Genomic DNA, 16,897 nt, shown 5'->3' on the forward strand with positions numbered 1-16,897 from the left:
GTTAGTACATCTCCCGGATCTCGGAGGTGATGTCGTCCTCTAGGTCGTCGATATACTCGTTGTAGTCTTCCTGGACGCCGATACGGTTGAGCCGCGGTGCGGCGTCGATATCGGTAATCTCCTCGACGGGGACGCCGGCTTCGAGCGCGTCGAAGGCCGCGTCGTTGTACGTCTTGATAGCGTTCATGATGCGGTACGTCTTCTCGGGCTCACAGTAGGTGTCCGTCGGATGGAACGCGTTCTGCTGGAGCCACGCCTCGCGCAGGTAGCGGGCGATTTCCAGCGTGAGCTGCTGGTCCTCGGGCAGCGCGTCCTTCCCGACGAGCTGAACGATTTCCTGCAGTTCGGCTTCCTCGTCGAGGGTGTCGATGGCCCACTGGCGCGTCTCGGGCCAGTCGTCGCGGACGTTCTCGACGAACCACGGGTCGAGCTGGTCCCGATAGAGGGAGTACGACTCGTTCCAGTTGATAGAGGGGAAGTGCCGGCGTTCGGCCAGGTCGGCGTCCAGCGCCCAGAACGTCTTGACGATACGTAGCGTGTTCTGGGTGACTGGTTCCGAGAAGTCCCCGCCCGGCGGGGAGACGGCCCCGATGACCGAGACCGAGCCCTCGGTGTCGTTGATGTTCTGGAAGTAGCCGGCACGCTCGTAGAACTCGCTCAGACGAGCGGAGAGGTACGCGGGGTACCCCTCCTCACCGGGCATCTCCTCCAGTCGTGAGGAGATCTCGCGCATGGCCTCGGCCCACCGGGAGGTGGAGTCGGCCATCAGCGCCACGTCGTACCCCATGTCGCGGAAGTACTCCGCGATGGTGATCCCCGTGTACACGCAGGATTCACGTGCCGCGACGGGCATGTTCGACGTGTTCGCGATGAGGCAGGTTCGGTCCATCAGGGCGTTGCCCGTGATGGGGTCTTCCAGTTCCGGGAAGTCCTCGATGACCTCCGTCATCTCGTTGCCACGCTCGCCACAGCCGACGTAGACGACGATGTCCGCGTCGGCCCATTTGGCGAGCTGGTGCTGGGTGACCGTCTTCCCCGAACCGAACGGACCGGGGATGGCGGCCGTCCCACCCTTCGCGATGGGGAACAGGCCGTCCAGTACGCGCTGCCCGGAGATGAGGGGTTCGGTCGGCGTCTCCTTATTCTTGGCCGGGCGCTGACTGCGGACCGGCCACTCCTGGCGCATCTGGATCTCCTCGCCGTTGTCCAGTTCGACGACCGTCTCTTCGACGGTGAAGTTGCCGGACTCGGTCGAGGTGACTTCGCCGCCCTCGTAGTCGGGCGGGACCATCACTTTGTGGTCGATGCTGGGCGTCTCGGGGACGGTCCCGACGATGTCGCCGGACTCGACCGTGTCGCCGGACTCGACGGTCGGCTCGAACTCCCAGGTCTTCTCTAAGTCGATACCGGGAGCGTCGACGCCGCGGTCGAGGTACGGCGACCCCATCTTCTCTTCGAGGACGTCGAGCGGGCGCTGGACGCCGTCGTAGATGGCGTCGAGCATACCCGGCCCGAGGTCCACGGAGAGGGGTGCACCGGTCCCTTCGACCGGTTCACCCGGGGAGACGCCGGAGGTCTCCTCGTACACCTGGATGGTGGTGATGTTGCCTTCGATCTCGATGACCTCGCCCATCAACCCTTCCGAACCGACGTAAACGACGTCGTTCATCCGGGCGTCGAGGTCTCGAGCCGTTACGACCGGTCCCGAGACACTTTCGATGATACCGTCCTCGCGGACGTCGGATTCTGTTGCTTGACTCATAGTTAGTCTTCGTCCATCAGGTCGATACCGATGGCTCGTTTGATCTGTTCACGCAGTCCGCCGCTGCCGGTGCCACCGCCGAGTGTCACCAGCACGGGCTCGACACTCGTCTCGGCGTTCTTTCGGACGCCGCGGGAGAGGTGCTCCAGGTCGTTGTCGTGCATCACGACGATGCCGACGTCGTCGTCCGTGAGCATCTCCTCGACAGCGCCGTCCAGCTGCTCGTCCTTCTCGTCTGCGGGCACGTCCGCGAACTTGCGGACGCCTGCCAGTCGGAACCCCGTCGTGAACTCCGGGCTCCCGATGACTGCTATCTCCTGGCTCATAGTATCACCAGTTCCTGTTCGATCTCGTCGGGTCCGAGGCCGGCCTCCCGACCGCGTGCGATGGCGCGGATGTTGTCGACCTCGCGCTCCTTCGCAAGGATGTACGACAGCACCGGGCAGACCGACAGCGGATAGCGGCTCGAGAGCTTGTCGGCGTACTCTAACAGTGCCGCGTCCAGCGCCCGCTCGAACTCGACGAGGTTCTCGGCGTCTTCGAGCGCGCTAAGCGCCTGATCGAGGTCGTCACCGTACGTGCTCTCACGGACGGCGGCGACGAGTCCGTCGAAGTTCGACGCGAGCTGTGCGAGCGACTGTGCGTCGAACAGCTTGCCCCCTTTGATGTAGTACTCCGAGGGGTCGACGTCGGCACCGCTTCGCGCCAGTCGCAGCGCGTTCCGGAGGTTTCGGAAGTCGACTTCGGCTTCGAGGAACCCGACGTAGAGACCGGTCGGGCTGTCTATCTCCGGGTTGTCCGGAAGCCCGTCCAGCATCATCTCGTAGAAAGCGCGGTCGACGGCGTTTTCCAGCGGCACGAGGACGTTGCTCTCCTCGTACACCTCGTAGGCCTCGGCCAGCGAGTCGCCGAAGACGGTGTCGTCGAGTTGCTCGACGACTTCCTCGATGGAGCCGGCGTTCAGCAACTGGTCGATTCGGCGCTCGCTGAACTCGCCGGCACGGATGAGGTCGTCTTCGACCTCGGTCGCGTCCGAGTCGGCGTAGAGGCCACGGATGACCGTCTTGACGTTCCAGACGTCGAACTTCCGCAGGTATCGGGCGATGTAGTCGTACAGCGCGCCTTCCGACCAGCGGAGCAGGTCGTCGAAGTGCTTCGCGAGGTTGCGGTTGAGCGCGTACTCGACGAGGTCGACGCCGGAGTACCGCGACCCGAGCGCGTTCATCTCGGACTCGTACTCGGTCTCCTCCATGAATCGGGCGATCTCGCCCGTCCCCATGCGGACCAGTTTGCGGTAGTCGTCGTCGTCGAACAGCGAGGCACGACGGGAGCGAACCCGAGCGATGACGTACTCGTAATTCGAGCTCCGGCCGCGTTTTGCCGTCCCTTGGCTGCTCATTGTGCTTCGAAGAGGCGGTCGCTGATTGCTTTCAGGTTGTCCTCCCAGACGCTCTCCAGCACGGAGTCGAACGTGTTGTTCACACGGACGCGGGAGGCCTCGCTCTCGACAACCACACCGCCGAGACAATCGTATTCCCCGGCGAACTCTGCGTCGTCGTAGTCGGTGAGGATATCCTCGATGAGGTCCTGGTCGTCTGCGCGGCCGTAGACCTGGAGGCTATCGCCGTCGAACTCCTCGACTGCCGCCGAGATGAGCGACCGCGTCAGCTCTTCGCGGCGGTCGCCTTCGAGGTCGGCGATGGCCTGTTCGACGTCCTCGTGGACGTCCTGAAGGACGTCGCGACGGGCGCCGAGTCGGGCCTGCTTGGCCTCGAGCTTCGCCGAGGAGAGACGCTGCTCGCGTTCCTGCTCGATCTCGCGGTCGACTTCTGCCTCGCGCTCCTCTCGGATCTGGTCGGCATCGGCCTCGGCCTCGGAGATGATCTCCTCGGCACGCTCGTCGGCCTCTTCGCGTATCTCGTCTGCACGCGCGCGGGCCTCGTCTCGGATGTCCTCTACGACTGTATCAAGGCTCATTGTTGGAAAAGGGGGTGTAGTTTAGACGACGAAGACGACGACCAGCGCGAGGATGACGAGTGTCTCCGGCAGGACCGTCAGGATGAGGCCACGACCGAACATGCTGTCGTCCTCGGCGATGGCGCCGACTGCGGCGGCACCGATACCGCGCTCTGCGTACCCCGAACCGAGCGCGGCCAGCCCGACGGCGAGGGCGGCAGCGGCGGAAGCCGGGATTGCCGGCGCGGCGCCGGTGGTACCTTCCTGCAGTACAGCGTTGACAACGAGTGCGATAGTTTCAATCATGTTGTTGAAGTCCTCTCTGAGGTTGCTCGTGTCCGAACAGGCGTATGTGACGCCACGGAGTTCATAAAGGTTCCCAAAACGGTTCGCCGAGACGCTGTTCGCCCGGTTTAACCGCTCTCGCGGGTGGGGTTGTGAGCTGGTACCAGCCGACTGTCAGGCGGAATCGGCGCTGACGCTACCCTCGTGGGAACAGCAGCGATAAAGAAAGGCGTCGGCCGCTCAGTCGTCGGTCGTGTAGTTCCGCTCGTAGCCGAACGGGTTGTAGGCCTTGCCGCCGCCCTCGAAGAACTTGCCGAAGAACTCGACGTACTCGAGACGCACACCCTGCAGTCCTGCGCTGGTGACACCCAGCACGAGGACGAGGACGTGGCCCAGCACGAGGACGAGGAGGCCACCGACGACGCCGGCGATGCCCGAGTGCATCAGACCGGGGAACATCACGCTGGTGACCTCGTGGCCGTGATAGGTCCCCTGTTCGAGCATGTGGGCCGGGGAGTGGCCGATACCGAAGTGCCACTCCGCGCCGTGTCCGGTCTCGACGACGTACACGCCGAAGAACAGCAGGTTGACCACGAAGGCCATCCCGGCCTTCGCGAGCAGCACTGCGGCCAGTCGGGTGTACGACAGGACGTTCACCAGTACGTTCAGGAACTCGACGACTTCGATGGGGTCGGCGAGTCCGAGCAGGACGAGTCCCGCGATGAACGGCAGCAGCCACGCCGAGAACGGCGCGCCGAGGCCGGGAATCGTGAAGAGGTTCAGCGCGGGCAGGCCCGCGAAGCCGAACGCGAAGGGGTGCCCGGCGAAGATGCCTTCCTCGGCGGTGTAGAGGAAGTTCGGTGCGGCGCCGTTGGCGCCGGAGAACACCCACGCCCACAGGCCGAACAGCATCAGGAGCCACGACCCGCTCTCGGTGACGGCGTCCCAGAGCCCGTGGCTGAGGTTCTTCACGAAGTCGAACGTCCAGCCGATAGCGAGATGGAGCATGCCAGCAAGCAGGCTGATGGTCAGCCACGCGATGGCGTAGTCACCGTAGACCGGCTGGAGCCCCTTGTGCATCGGCGGGTTGCCGCCCCAGACTATCTCACCTAACTGGTGCAGACCGAAGAACTCGCCGTAGAGGACGCCGAACAGTGCGGTGAATCCACCGGCCCACATCGCGACGCCGCCGAGACTCTTCAAGACGTCGCTCTCGACGTTCGAGTACAGGAAGTACCCCGCGAGGAAGTACAGCAGACCGTACCCGAGGTCGCCGATCATGAACCCGTAGAACGCCGGGAACGTCAGGAAGAAGACGACCGTCGGGTCGAACTCGCTGTACTTCGGCCGGTTGACGACCTCGACGAGGTCCTCGAACGGTCGGACGACGCCGGGGTTGTCCTGGATGACGGGCGGCTGGTCGTTGTCCATCGTGACCAGTCCGCCGTCGGCGACGGCCTCCTGGGAGGTGTCGCCGGCCTCTGTGATGGTCGCTCCCTCGTCTTCTTCGGCCCCGCCGTTGCCACCCTCGTGTTCGACCTCCTCACGGGAGTGGACGTGGCCCTCGTCGTACTCGGCGATTTCGAGCTTCTCGATGTCGACCGCTTCCGAAACGTCGGCCTCGACTGCGCTCTCGAACTCGCTGTAGCGCTCGTTGGGAATCCAGCCCTCGGCGATGAAGGCGTTCTCCGTCGTCGCGAAGGTCAGCGGCGCCTCGGCCTTCTGGACCTCGATGGAGAGTTTCTCTTCTGCGGCCAGCAGGAAGCCCGCGTAGTCGAGTCGAAGGTCGTCGAGTTCGTCCTCGACGGTTCCGAGCTTGGACTCGAGCTTCTGTTTCTGGTGTCGAAGTTCTTCTAAGTACTCCGTCGGGTCACCGTCGCCGTCGGGTATCTCGAGTCCCGAGAAGGTCGCGCCGACGAGGGCGTCCTGAAGCGTACTCTCGTCGGTCTGAGCGAAGACGGCGACGACGTCGTCCTCGGACCGGACCTCGAACGTGTCGACGTCGCTGTCCGCGAGCGCGATCTTCACCTCCTCTGCGTCGCCTTCGCCGACGGCGACGGCAAGCGACTCGTAGTCCCGAAGCAAGTCGAGGTCGATGCCGAGCGTGACGAACGGCTCCATCGTACTGATGCGTTCCTCGACGTCCCGGAGGTCGTCGCGGATGTCGTCACGGCGGTCGTCGAGTTCGTTGACCTGCGTCCGGATCTCTTCTAGGTCCTCTTCGAGCGCGTCGTCGGTGACGAGACGCGTCGGTCCGGCGTCCTCCTCGTCGACGTCGAGGATGGACTGCAGCGACCGGACGGTGACGAGCTGGTCGGAGGCCGAGTCGGCCCCGTCGACGGGATCACCGGGCTCGAACCCGTCCCAGGACCCGTCGTACTCGGTGACGTGAAGCATATCGAGGTCGTGGACCGCCTCGATGGCCTGCCCCATGACACGCTTCGACCCCGTCACCGAGACGCGGCACATCTTCTCAGGTCTGAGCATGTACCGCCTCCTCGAAGAGGTCTATGACGTAGTCGACCACCTCGTCTTCGCGACCGGCGGCCTGTTCCTCGAGTTCGGCGCGAGCCTCCTCACCCTCGGCGATGAGTTCCTCGCGTTCGGACTCGATGTCCTCGCGAGCGTCTTCGAGGCGTTCCTCGGCCGTCGCCTCGGCCTCCTGCTCGACCTCTTCGCGAATTTCGTCGGCCCGTTCTCGGGCCTCTGCGATCCGCTCTTCGCGGTACTCTTCGGCCTCAGCGACGATGTCGTCGGCCTCCTGCTCGGCCTCCTTTATCCGGTCTAGAACTTCTGGCCGTGGCATTCTCTAATCGTGTGCCCGTTGCTAGAGCGGCTATTTGGTAGTTGCGAAGTTTCCGCGCTTGCATGAGAGTTTCTCGCAACCGGCGAATCGGGGCGGCGTGTGGCCCCAGACCGAAATCCGGGGAATTATGACCGCGAACCCCTAACGAGTGGGTAATGGGAGTCCTCGAGAACAAAGCCCGTGCGCGGACGTTCTATAAGTACCTCTCGAAGGTCTACGACACCATCAACCCATTCATCTGGGACGAGCGGATGCGTGACGAGGCCATCGAGATGCTGGACTTGGCCCCCGAGGACCGCGTCCTGGACATCGGCTGTGGCACCGGTTTCGCCACCGAAGGGCTACTCCAACACGTCGACACCGTGTACGGTCTCGACCAGAGCCCCCATCAGCTCTCGAAAGCCTACCAGAAGTTCGGCAAACGCGGGAACGTGCGCTTTCACATGGGCGATGCCGAACGGCTCCCGTTCAAAGACGATACCTTCGACGTCGTCTGGTCGTCGGGCTCTATCGAGTACTGGCCGAATCCCGTCGACGCGCTAGAGGAGTGTCGCCGCATCACGAAACCCGGTGGCAAGGTTCTCATCGTCGGGCCGGACTACCCCAACTCCTCGCTCTTCCAGAAGGTGGCCGACGCCATCATGCTGTTCTACGACGAGGCGGAAGCCGACCGGATGTTCGAGGCCGCCGGGTTCGAGCGGTTCGAGCACCACATCCAGCAGTCCCGACCGGGCAGCCCGCGTGCGATTACCACAATCGCCGACGTACCGGAGTAAGCCGTAGCAACGGCGGTCCCGTAGCGGGCGAGGCGAGACACGACCCTCGGTACCACGCCGTGTACCGAGTCGGCGTCGGTTCGACTACGCGCGCCGGCGGTTAGCGTTCGGGTACGGTGACCGACGTCCGGGCGCCGTTGGCCGTCGTCACCGTCACCGTGTACTCCCCGCGCGGTTCGACGGTCCAGAGAACGCCGTCGGCCCCACCGGTGCCGACGCGGCGGCCGTCGATGTGTACGGTCGCATCTACCGGAGCGCCGGTCTCGTTGTTCGTGACCTCGACGAACAGGGGGCCGGTCGAGTACGCTCGTTGGACCTCCAGACGGAGCGACTCGTTGACCGACTGCCGGGTTTCCGTGGTCTGTACGGTCGCCAACCGTCGGTGCTGGAGTTCGTAGAAGACGTTCGTCGTCCCGCCGTCGAGGTACGCGGTGAGTCGACCGTTGGGGTGGTTCGCGGTCAGTTCGTAGATGCCGGAGGTCCCGTAGTAGGTGAAACTCGGTCGCTGTCGCTCGTAGAGCCAGGTGTACAGTTCCGAGGCGCGGTTGTCGGCCACGTCGAGGCGGTTCGTGTCCCCGGAGGTGCCCTCGGCGAACTGGTCCGGTTGCGTGGGTTTTCGCTCGCTGCCGAGGGACGTTTCACGGACGTACTCGCTGCCGTCGACGGTCGCGAACATGTAGCCTTCCGAGGAGCCCTCGACGTACACGATGCTCGCGTCGCTGGTGCCCGTGACGGTCGCTCGCACCCGCTTGCTGACCGGTCCGTGCAGTAGCTGTAACGCCCCCTCGATGTTTCGCAGACGGGTCTCCATGCCGCTGGTCATCGAGTAGTCGGGTTCGAGCTGCTGGGCCGCCGAGAGACGGTCGAGCGTGTCGAGCAGTGCGCGTGATTCGGCGTCGACGAGTACGCGAACTCGGAGGAGTTCACGCTCAGAGATCTCGCCCGCCGCGTAGCGGCTGATAGCCGTCTGCTGGCGCTGTCGCAGTTGCGCTGTTCTGCGTTCGGCGGCCGCCAGCGTCTCGCGGACGAGTTGCCGTCGCGCGGCCTCCGAGTCGGCACGGCGGAACCGCTTTTCGAACGTCGACGCTCCGTGTTGTTGGTGTAGCTGTCGGGACCCGGAGGCGACCGCCGTCCCGACGTCGATACCCGTCTCGTTGAACCCGGTCGCCTGAATCTCGTCGGGTGGAATCGTGAGATGGTTCGTCGTGTTGGCGATAGGCGTTATGCGGGGAGACACGGACGCGTCCGAGACCGACTGCGCCGGTGCCGTATTCCAGCCAGCAGCGGGGGCTGCCGTCGCACTCGCAAGCAGCAGTGCGACGAGGAGGGCAGGGAGGAGTCGCATCACCACCGGGTTAATGCGGAGAGTACAAAAATCCCCCTATTACCATAGCGAGGATAGACGGCAGAGAAGGCTCGAAACCTTTCAAAAAGGGAGCTGACGTTTTATTCGCGGATGGAAAGGGTTTTGCCGACGGACTGAGCATCCACGAGTGGAAATGTCCTCGCGGATATCTGCCGCCCTCCTCATCGTCCTCGTCGCGGTGCTGGCGACGGCGTCGGCCGTAGCGACACCGACCCTGTCGGACGGCGTCGCTGTCGCCCAGACGTCGCCGACCGAGACGCCGACGCCGGTCACCGAGAACACGACTTTCTACCTCCAGTTACAGCCGAACGGTGACGCGCGCTGGACGATCACCGACACGTACGCGCTCGAAGACCGGAACGAGACGGAGGCATTCGAGGAACTCGCCAACCGATACGTCGACGGTGAGGCCGAAACGGGGTGGGAAACGGCGTTCCGAGAGGCCAACGAGGCCGCGACGGCGGCGACGGGCCGCGAGATGAACATCACCGGGATGAGCCGGGACTACGTCGTCAACGAGGACAGCGGGACGCTCGTACTCGAGTTCACCTGGCGCAACTTCGCGACGGTCGAAGACGGCCGCCTTATCATCGACGACGCGTTCGACACGCCCAGTGGAACGTGGTTCGACAGCCTCACCGCGAACCAGACGCTCGTCATCTCGGCGCCGACGGGCTACGGCGTCCAGAGTTCACCCCCGACGATGGGCGTCCAGAACGGCGAACTCCGGTTCGTCGGCCCCCGAGCGTTCGAACCGGACTACCTCGAAATCGTCTACACGGGCGACCAGGAGACGTCGGCTCCGGGAACCGAGGAGACGCCGAACGGTGAGTTACTCGGCGACCCGCCGCTGTGGATAGGGGCCGTCCTCATGCTGGTCATCGGACTCGTGGTGGCCGTCGGGTACATGAACCGCGACGACGACGTGCCGGCGGCCGGAGCGACGAGCACGACAGGCGGCGGTAACGGGGGGCCCGACGCCGAGGTCGCTACCGGGGCGTCCGCGAACGGGTCGGTCGACGAGGCGGCGGTTGACGAGGCTGATGAGGCGGAGGTCGACGTCACCCTGTTGAGCGACGAGGAGCGCGTCGAACGCCTCCTCGAACAGAACGGGGGCCGGATGAAGCAGGCCCGCATCGTCAAGGAGACGGGATGGTCGAACGCGAAGGTGTCGCAGTTGCTCTCGGCGATGGACGAGGACGACCGCATCGACAAACTCCGCATCGGCCGGGAGAACCTCATCTCCTTCCCCGACGAGGACGTCACCGAGATAGACGAGTAGTCGTCGTAAACCCCACCGTAGTGGTTTCTGGTTCGGAAACGTTTATTCGCTGTCCGACCCCACTGCGTGGTATGAAAATACTTGTCACGGTGAAGGAGGTGGCCCACGTCGACGACGAGTTCGAGATAGACGGACTCGGTATCGACGACCGGTACGTCACGTACGACCTCAACGAGTGGGACGACTACGCCGTCGAGGCGGCCGTCCAGATACAGGAGGCCGGCGACGACGTCGAAGTCGTGGCCGTGACTATCGGTGGTGCAGACACCGAAGACACGATTCGGCAGGCGCTGGCGAAGGGTGCGGACCGCGCGATTCGGGTCTGGGACGACGCACTCGCCGACGCGGGACTGCTAGACCCCGAGACGAAGGCGCGGCTTATCGCCGCCGTCGCCGCCGAGGAGGACCCCGACCTCGTGCTCACCGGCGTACAGTCGGCCGACGACGGGTTCGGTGCGACCGGCGTCACGCTCGCCGAACACCTCGGCTTCGAGTGGGGGGCCGTCGTCAACGCTCTCGACCTCGACCGGGAGGCGGGGGTCGCACACGTCCACCGCGAACTGGAGGGCAGCGTCGAGGAACTGACCGACGTGGAACTGCCCGCGGTGTTGACGATACAGACCGGCATCAACGAGCCACGGTACGCCAGCCTTCGGGGCATCCGACAGGCCCAGAGCAAGGAACTGGCCGAGTACGCGCTCTCGGATCTCGACCTGACGCCGGCGGACGTCGAGAGCCCGCTGGAGCAGACGGACCTCTACGAACCCGAAAGCGAGAGTGAGGCGACGGTGTTCGAGGGCAGTGCCGAGGAGACGGCCGCCGAGTTGGCCGGGCTACTTCGTGAGAAGGGGGTGGGTAGCTGATGACGGTCCTCACCGTCGCGGAACACCGCCGGGGCGAACTGCGCGACGTGAGCCTCGAACTACTGACCGCGGGTCGGGAACTGGCCGACGCGACCGGCGGCGACCTGCACACGGCCGTCGTCGGCGGCGACGTCGAGGCGTTCGCCGAGCGACTGAACCGCGTGGGCGTCGACGCGATACACACCGTCGACGAGGGCGAGGAGTTCAACCACGACGTGTACACACAGGTCGTGACCCAACTGGTCGAGGCCGTCGACCCCGACGTACTCGTCATGCCGAACAGCGTCAACGGCCTCGACTACGCGCCCGCGGTCGCGAGCAGACTGGACTGGCCGCTGGTGACGGACGTGGTCAACCTCGGCTACGACGACGAACTCACCGCGACCCGTGAGCTGTACGGGTCGAAAGTCGAGACGACCATCGACGTCCACGCCGACCGCGCGGCGGTGACGGTCCGGCCCGCCGAGTGGCCGGCCGCCGAGGGGACCGGCGACGCCACCGTCGAATCGTTCGACGCCGACATCGACGAGTCGGCGGTCAGGTCGACGGTCACCGGATTCGAAGAGGTCGGCGGCGGCGACGTGGACATCACGGACGCCGACGTCCTCGTCTCGGTGGGCCGCGGTATCGAAGAGGAGGAGAACCTCGACATGATATTCGACCTCGCAGAGACGCTTGATGCGACGGTGTCTGCCTCCCGACCGCTCATCGACAACGGCTGGCTGGAAAAAGACCGGCAGGTCGGTCAGTCAGGGTCAGTCGTCACGCCCGACGTGTACATCGCCATCGGCATCTCCGGAGCGGTCCAGCACGTCGCCGGCATGAAAGGCAGCGATACCATCGTCGCCATCAACACCGACCCCAACGCGCCCATCTTCGACATCGCCGACTACGGCATCCAGGACGACCTGTTCGACGTCGTGCCCGCACTCATCGAAGAGTTCAGTGGGTAGCGATTCGGACGTCTCGACAGAGTCTCGTCGGTGAGCTTCTTGCTGCTAGCAGCCTATCGCCGAGGGCGTCATCGAACCCAGCACACACCAGTCACGTCAATCGAGATAGCGAGACAACTGCGCAGTCGAGTGTGGAACGCCAGAACGGTCTGCCGTGACCGATGACGCGTAGGGACATACTGGAGAGAGCGCGGTCCTGTCAGATAGTTCGCCTACTCGAACGCCCATTCCGTTTCGATTACTGGTGGGTTCTCCAGTGTCTGGTACACAACGCAGTATCGTTCGGTGTACTTCTGAAGCGCGGCTTCGGTCTCCTCGTCGAGGTCGCCGTCTACGGAAACGTCGAGTCGGATGTCTTCGAACCCGACCGGGACGTCGTCCTCGATGCCCAGCGTCCCTCGGAGGTCGAGGTCACCACTGGCCTCCACAGTAATGTCGACGTCGACCCCGAAGTTCTCCGCTACGGCCTGTGCGGTCAGTTGCGAACAGGCCGCCAGTGCACCCAACAGGAGGTCCCCTGAGCAGGCTGCCCCACCGGGACCACCCGCGCCCTCGTGTAGTTCGGCTTCATATATCGCCCGGCCAATATCCACACTGCAGGCCCGGACATCGTCCTGCTCCTCGCCGGTCGCGGTCAACGTTATCCGGGCCGCATCCGGGTCCTCCGTGTACTCGCTTTTCAGCGGTTCCTGCTCTTCTTGTAAGTCAATGTCTGCCATACCTACCCGACTATTGTTGATACACGAACAATATCCTTCCGCCGACGCCCTCTGTTGTAGTCAGCAGGGGATCGGCAAGTGGCAGATGGATAGATAGTCGGTCGCTCTCGACGGCCCCGGCGTTTGAGGGCCGCCCGGACGATATCGACCGCAGGCGGCCGTCCAAAGTCGACGCTGGGCGGGTACTGCGAACACGACACTAGAAGCGGGTCGTCAGGTACTTTTCCGGGTGGTTCTAACTGGTACATAATGGAGTATCTCGAGCGGCGTCGTGACCGCGTCGAGGAGCGACTGGAGGCGGTCCTAGACGGCATCGAGCCAGAAGAACTCGCCGACGAGGTCCGTCACGTCGCGCTCTCGGGTGGGAAACGCGTTCGACCGACAGTGACGGTGCTCGTCTGCGAGGCACTGGGTGGGGAACCGGCCGACGCCGTCGACTTCGCCGTCGGCATCGAACTCGTCCACAACGCCTCGCTGGTCATCGACGACATCATCGACGAGTCCGAGTTGCGCCGCGGGACCCCGGCGGCGTGGGCGGAGTTCGGCCACGGCCCGGCCATCATCGCCTCAGACGGCCTGCTGGGGGAAGCGTTCGCCCTCTTTTCGGCCGACGGACGGGCGATGCAGACCGTCTCAGAGGCGATGGTCGAACTCGGCGAGGGCGAGGCGACGGAACTGGTCGCCCAGCCCACGAACGAGGAGGAGTACATGCAACTGGCCCGCCGTAAGACGGGCGCGCTGTTTCGGGCCGCTGCGGAACTGGGCGCTATCGCCGCCGACGCCGACGGCTACACCGTCGAGGCGGTGGGCGAGTACGCCGAACGAGTCGGCGTGGCCTTCCAGATGCGTGACGACGTCTTAGACGCCACCGCCGACGCCGAGACGCTGGGCAAACCAACGGGTCACGACGCCGAGATGGAGCGCCCGTCGCTGGTCGAGGTGACCGAACTGACCACCGAGGAGGCAAACGACCGTGCCCGCGCGGAGTCCGACGCGGCGCTTGACGCCCTCTCGACAGTGAACGCCCCGGATTCCCAGTCGATGGAATATCTGCGCGACCTAGCGGAGTTCGTCGTCGTCCGCGAGCGGTGAGGAGCAGTACCCGACGACTACCGCTTCGAGACAGCGGCTGGCATCGCGTCGCTGGATACTCCCGATAGCCAGAAAGCCCCGGGAGCCTGCACTCCCACGTCTCGTCGTCGCCGAAAATCGGCGATCGTCGTGCTGAGGAGAGCGCGTCGCGCTCCCGGACCACGACGACGCACGCGAGCGCACGGCGCGCTCGGGGCATCGCTGGCAGTGCTGGTCGCAGCGGTCCCACGGAACCAGCACAGCGACGACACCGAGAACAGCAGGTCTTTAGCCCGCTGTCGACAAACCGAGGGCAATGACAGTCATCGGTATCGTCGGACTACCCGGCAGTGGGAAGAGCGAGGCGGCCAACGTCGCCGCCGACATGGGGGTGCCGGTCGTGACGATGGGCGACGTCATCCGCGAGGAGTGCCGCGACCGAGGGCTAGACCCCGCGACCCACCACGGCGACGTCGCGACGGCCCTGCGCGAGGAGAACGGGCCGGGCGCCATCGCCGAGCGGTCGCTGCCGGTCATCGAACGCGAGCGCACCGACGGCGACACCGTTCTCGTCGACGGCATCCGCTCGGACGTCGAAGTCGAGGCGTTCCGCGACGCCTTCGGCGGGGACTTCTTGCTCGTGAAAGTGGACGCTCCCTTCGAACTGCGCGCGGAGCGACTGGACCTGCGCGGCCGTGACGCCGGCCGCGAGGACGGCGGCGAGTCCCTCGAAGACCGGGACGAACGCGAACTGGGCTTTGGCATGGGCGAGGCCATGGAGATGGCCGACCTCGAACTCGACAACACGGAGTCGCTGGCGGCCTTCCAGCGGAAAGTACGCACACTGCTGCGGGAGGGTCCGGAGGCGGTCCAGTCGTGAGCGCAGTGTACAGCGTCGACGTCCGAATCAGCGCACCGGTCAACGACACCGAGGTGACCGACCGCGTGGCCGACGCGATTCGGAATCTGTTCCCCGAGGCCGACCCCGACCACCGCGAGGGGGAACTCGTCGCGGAGGTACACACGATGGAGGGGTTCTCCGAGGAACTCCATCGCGCGGAGATCCTCGACACAGCGCGCTCGGTCTTTTTCGACTCGCTCTCGGGGGAGACCTTCGCGTTCGACCTGAAGAAACAGGCGGCCTTCGAGGGCCGGGTCAACTTCGCCGTCGGCGACCCCTCGGAACTGGGCGACATCCACGTCGAGGTGACCGTCCGTGAACCGGACGCCGAGAGCTACATCGACTACGTCGCGCCGCCGACGGAGGACGGTCGGCCCGTCGATCAGGGATGACGACGGCCCTCTGTTTCGACCTCGACGGGACGCTGGTCCACTACACGCGACCGTACGGCGAGGTGGTCGAAGCCACCCTCGCCACCCACGGCATCACCGCCGACAGCGACCTCGAAGCCGTCGGCCGGTCGGCCTACCAGCGCGCCTTCGACAGACTCGAACCGGACCCCCACCGGACGGCGATGGCGGCCGTCGTCGCGGAGGCGGGCGTCGACGCCGACCCCGACGCGATGGTCGAGACGTTGCGCCGGAACGACTACGCGGCGACCGAGGTCCCCGACGCCGCCCGTGAGAGTCTGACCACGCTCGCCGAGGACAACGAACTCGCCGTCATCACGAACGGCGTCCGCGAGTGGCAGGTCGGGAAACTCGACCACCACGACCTGACCGACCTGTTCGACGTCGTCGTCGCCTCCTACGAGGCCGGCGCGCACAAGCCCGATTCGGCCCCGTTCGACCTCCTGCGTGAGCGCCTGCCTGCCGACGAGTACGTCATGGTCGGCGACGAGTACGAGGCCGACATAGAGGGCGGGCGGGCCGCCGGGTTCGTCCCCATCCACTACGAGGAGGAGGGGCCTGACCTCTGGGCGACCATCGGAGCGCTGCTCTAGAGTCCGCTGACGAATATCGCCAGCCACTCGCCGAGTTCGCGTCGCTCGGTGACGCTGACCTCTTCGACCCACTTCACCCACTGGAAGCCCCGCCGCCCCGGCGCGACGAGTCTGAGCGGGAAGCCGTGACCGTGCGAGAGGCGCTCGCCGTCCACGTGAGTCGCAAGCAGGGCGCCGCGGGCCGCTTCGAGTGGGAGGCTCCAGCGGTAGCCAGTCACCGAGCGGAACTGCACCCACCTCGCGGCGTCGTCGACCTCGGCCGCGTCCAGCAGGGCACCGACGCCGACGCCCTGCCACTCGTGGCCGGAGTACCACCCGCTCGTACAGTCGAGAACCGCGTCCTCGCTCGCGTCGGTCGGAACGTCGTCGAGCGTGTACGTCCGCTCGTTCTCGACACGACCCGTGACCGTCAACCGCCACGTAGCGGCGTCGACGGGGTCCGGGTCGTCGGCGACCCAACTGGTCACCGGGAACCGGTTACCCGCGTCGGACCCCTCCTCGCGAGACCCCGTATAGCGTCGGTCGGCACCCGCCGTATCGAGCGCGTCGTTGACGGGACCCTGCAGTCGCCAGACCAGCGCCCCGGCCGTCAGGAGGCCGGCGTAGCGGATGGCGTCGCGCCGCCCGTGGCGGGTCACGCTCGCCGGCGAGTGGAACCGGTAGCGGAGGTGGACCAAGAGCAGAGGCGGGACGAGGAGACCGAGACCGACGTGGAGGTGAAACAGACCCCACGGTCCCAGATCGAGCGACCCGCCGAATATCCACCAGACACCGGTGGCGAGCGCACCGGCGGCGTCGGCGGCGAGGAGGAGCGAGAAGACGCGGCGGCCCGTCAAGCGGTCGGGCGCGACTCGCCGTCGGACCCGCCACAGTTTCACCGGGAGCAAGCAGACGAGGACGACGCCCGCGATGGCGTGGAGGTCGACGACCCACGCCGTGCTTGGGATGCCGGTGACCATCGTCGCCACCCCGGTCGCCAGCAGCGTCGCGACGGCGGCGAACAGCCCCCAGTCGACCGCTCGCGACGACGGGGCGTACCGGCGGACGTCCATACGGCGGTGTTAGGACTCGACGCGCTTATACTGCCGGTCGGTACCGCCGTCGGCGAGTGGGGACGTCAGGAATGGTCCTCTTACTGCGACTGTGTGACTGTG

18 protein-coding genes are annotated in these 16,897 nt (G+C 65.5%); 8 read left to right on the plus strand and 10 right to left on the minus strand.

What is annotated here, in order from left to right; genetic code table 11:
• Position 1: 1 nt before the first annotated feature.
• The 7 genes from G9465_RS00745 to ahaH all read right to left on the minus strand — a co-directional run bounded on the left by G9465_RS00745 (position 2) and on the right by ahaH (position 6,809).
• Positions 2 to 1,762, minus strand: a complete 1,761-nt coding sequence (locus G9465_RS00745; RefSeq protein ID WP_166966603.1) for an ATP synthase subunit A — start codon at positions 1,760 to 1,762, stop codon at positions 2 to 4.
• A 2-nt stretch (positions 1,763 to 1,764) separates the two neighbouring features.
• A complete protein-coding gene (locus tag G9465_RS00750; protein ID WP_166966605.1) occupies positions 1,765 to 2,088 on the minus strand; it encodes a V-type ATP synthase subunit F in 324 nt (107 codons plus the stop codon).
• The gene (locus G9465_RS00755; RefSeq protein ID WP_166966607.1) at positions 2,085 to 3,161 is read right to left on the minus strand and encodes a V-type ATP synthase subunit C; all 1,077 of its coding nucleotides are present in this window, start codon (positions 3,159 to 3,161) and stop codon (positions 2,085 to 2,087) included. The genes G9465_RS00750 and G9465_RS00755 overlap by 4 nt, the downstream gene beginning before the upstream one ends.
• The gene (locus G9465_RS00760; RefSeq protein WP_166966609.1) at positions 3,158 to 3,739 is read right to left on the minus strand and encodes a V-type ATP synthase subunit E; all 582 of its coding nucleotides are present in this window, start codon (positions 3,737 to 3,739) and stop codon (positions 3,158 to 3,160) included. The genes G9465_RS00755 and G9465_RS00760 overlap by 4 nt, the downstream gene beginning before the upstream one ends.
• Before the next feature lie 21 nt (positions 3,740 to 3,760).
• Positions 3,761 to 4,024, minus strand: coding sequence for a F0F1 ATP synthase subunit C (locus tag G9465_RS00765; protein WP_166966611.1), 264 nt, complete (start codon positions 4,022 to 4,024; stop codon positions 3,761 to 3,763).
• A 219-nt stretch (positions 4,025 to 4,243) separates the two neighbouring features.
• Positions 4,244 to 6,490 carry a V-type ATP synthase subunit I gene (locus G9465_RS00770; protein WP_166966613.1) on the minus strand — a complete coding sequence of 749 codons (2,247 nt, stop codon included), beginning with the start codon at positions 6,488 to 6,490 and terminating at the stop codon, positions 4,244 to 4,246.
• Positions 6,477 to 6,809 (minus strand): ATP synthase archaeal subunit H, encoded by a 333-nt coding sequence (ahaH, locus tag G9465_RS00775; RefSeq protein ID WP_166966615.1) that lies wholly within the window; start codon positions 6,807 to 6,809, stop codon positions 6,477 to 6,479. Before ahaH ends, G9465_RS00770 begins: the two co-directional genes overlap by 14 nt.
• A 155-nt stretch (positions 6,810 to 6,964) precedes the next feature.
• Here ahaH and G9465_RS00780 point away from each other — a divergent pair, with 155 nt between their 5' ends.
• Positions 6,965 to 7,585, plus strand: a complete 621-nt coding sequence (locus tag G9465_RS00780) for a methyltransferase domain-containing protein (RefSeq protein WP_166966618.1) — start codon at positions 6,965 to 6,967, stop codon at positions 7,583 to 7,585.
• A gap of 100 nt (positions 7,586 to 7,685) precedes the next feature.
• Here G9465_RS00780 and G9465_RS00785 read toward each other — a convergent pair whose 3' ends face one another.
• Positions 7,686 to 8,930, minus strand: coding sequence for a hypothetical protein (locus G9465_RS00785; RefSeq protein WP_166966620.1), 1,245 nt, complete (start codon positions 8,928 to 8,930; stop codon positions 7,686 to 7,688).
• A 154-nt stretch (positions 8,931 to 9,084) separates the two neighbouring features.
• On the opposite strand from G9465_RS00785, the gene G9465_RS00790 reads away from it, so the two are divergent.
• The 3 genes from G9465_RS00790 to G9465_RS00800 all read left to right on the plus strand — a co-directional run bounded on the left by G9465_RS00790 (position 9,085) and on the right by G9465_RS00800 (position 12,049).
• Positions 9,085 to 10,233 carry a hypothetical protein gene (locus tag G9465_RS00790; protein WP_166966622.1) on the plus strand — a complete coding sequence of 383 codons (1,149 nt, stop codon included), beginning with the start codon at positions 9,085 to 9,087 and terminating at the stop codon, positions 10,231 to 10,233.
• A 71-nt stretch (positions 10,234 to 10,304) separates the two neighbouring features.
• Entirely contained in the window at positions 10,305 to 11,096 is a 792-nt protein-coding gene (locus tag G9465_RS00795; protein ID WP_166966624.1) for an electron transfer flavoprotein subunit beta/FixA family protein, read from the plus strand.
• A complete protein-coding gene (locus tag G9465_RS00800; RefSeq protein WP_166966626.1) occupies positions 11,096 to 12,049 on the plus strand; it encodes an electron transfer flavoprotein subunit alpha/FixB family protein in 954 nt (317 codons plus the stop codon). Before G9465_RS00795 ends, G9465_RS00800 begins: the two co-directional genes overlap by 1 nt.
• A gap of 212 nt (positions 12,050 to 12,261) precedes the next feature.
• Here G9465_RS00800 and G9465_RS00805 read toward each other — a convergent pair whose 3' ends face one another.
• Positions 12,262 to 12,768, minus strand: coding sequence for an OsmC family protein (locus G9465_RS00805; protein ID WP_166966628.1), 507 nt, complete (start codon positions 12,766 to 12,768; stop codon positions 12,262 to 12,264).
• Positions 12,769 to 13,017: 249 nt separating this feature from the next.
• Here G9465_RS00805 and G9465_RS00810 point away from each other — a divergent pair, with 249 nt between their 5' ends.
• The 4 genes from G9465_RS00810 to G9465_RS00825 all read left to right on the plus strand — a co-directional run bounded on the left by G9465_RS00810 (position 13,018) and on the right by G9465_RS00825 (position 15,743).
• Entirely contained in the window at positions 13,018 to 13,860 is an 843-nt protein-coding gene (locus tag G9465_RS00810) for a polyprenyl synthetase family protein (RefSeq protein WP_166966630.1), read from the plus strand.
• A gap of 295 nt (positions 13,861 to 14,155) precedes the next feature.
• A complete protein-coding gene (locus tag G9465_RS00815; RefSeq protein ID WP_166966632.1) occupies positions 14,156 to 14,719 on the plus strand; it encodes an AAA family ATPase in 564 nt (187 codons plus the stop codon).
• Positions 14,716 to 15,132, plus strand: a complete 417-nt coding sequence (locus tag G9465_RS00820; protein ID WP_166966634.1) for an RNA-binding domain-containing protein — start codon at positions 14,716 to 14,718, stop codon at positions 15,130 to 15,132. Before G9465_RS00815 ends, G9465_RS00820 begins: the two co-directional genes overlap by 4 nt.
• Positions 15,129 to 15,743, plus strand: a complete 615-nt coding sequence (locus tag G9465_RS00825) for an HAD family hydrolase (protein ID WP_166966636.1) — start codon at positions 15,129 to 15,131, stop codon at positions 15,741 to 15,743. Before G9465_RS00820 ends, G9465_RS00825 begins: the two co-directional genes overlap by 4 nt.
• Here the strand turns inward: G9465_RS00825 and G9465_RS00830 are convergent.
• On the minus strand, positions 15,740 to 16,795 hold the full coding sequence (locus tag G9465_RS00830) for a molybdopterin-dependent oxidoreductase (RefSeq protein WP_166966638.1): 1,056 nt from the start codon (positions 16,793 to 16,795) through the stop codon (positions 15,740 to 15,742). The two genes, G9465_RS00825 and G9465_RS00830, sit on opposite strands and share 4 nt — an antisense overlap.
• Positions 16,796 to 16,897: the final 102 nt, after the last annotated feature.

Origin of the sequence: Haloarcula sp. JP-L23, assembly GCF_011602445.1 — an archaeon.
GTDB lineage: Archaea > Halobacteriota > Halobacteria > Halobacteriales > Haloarculaceae > Haloarcula > Haloarcula pellucida.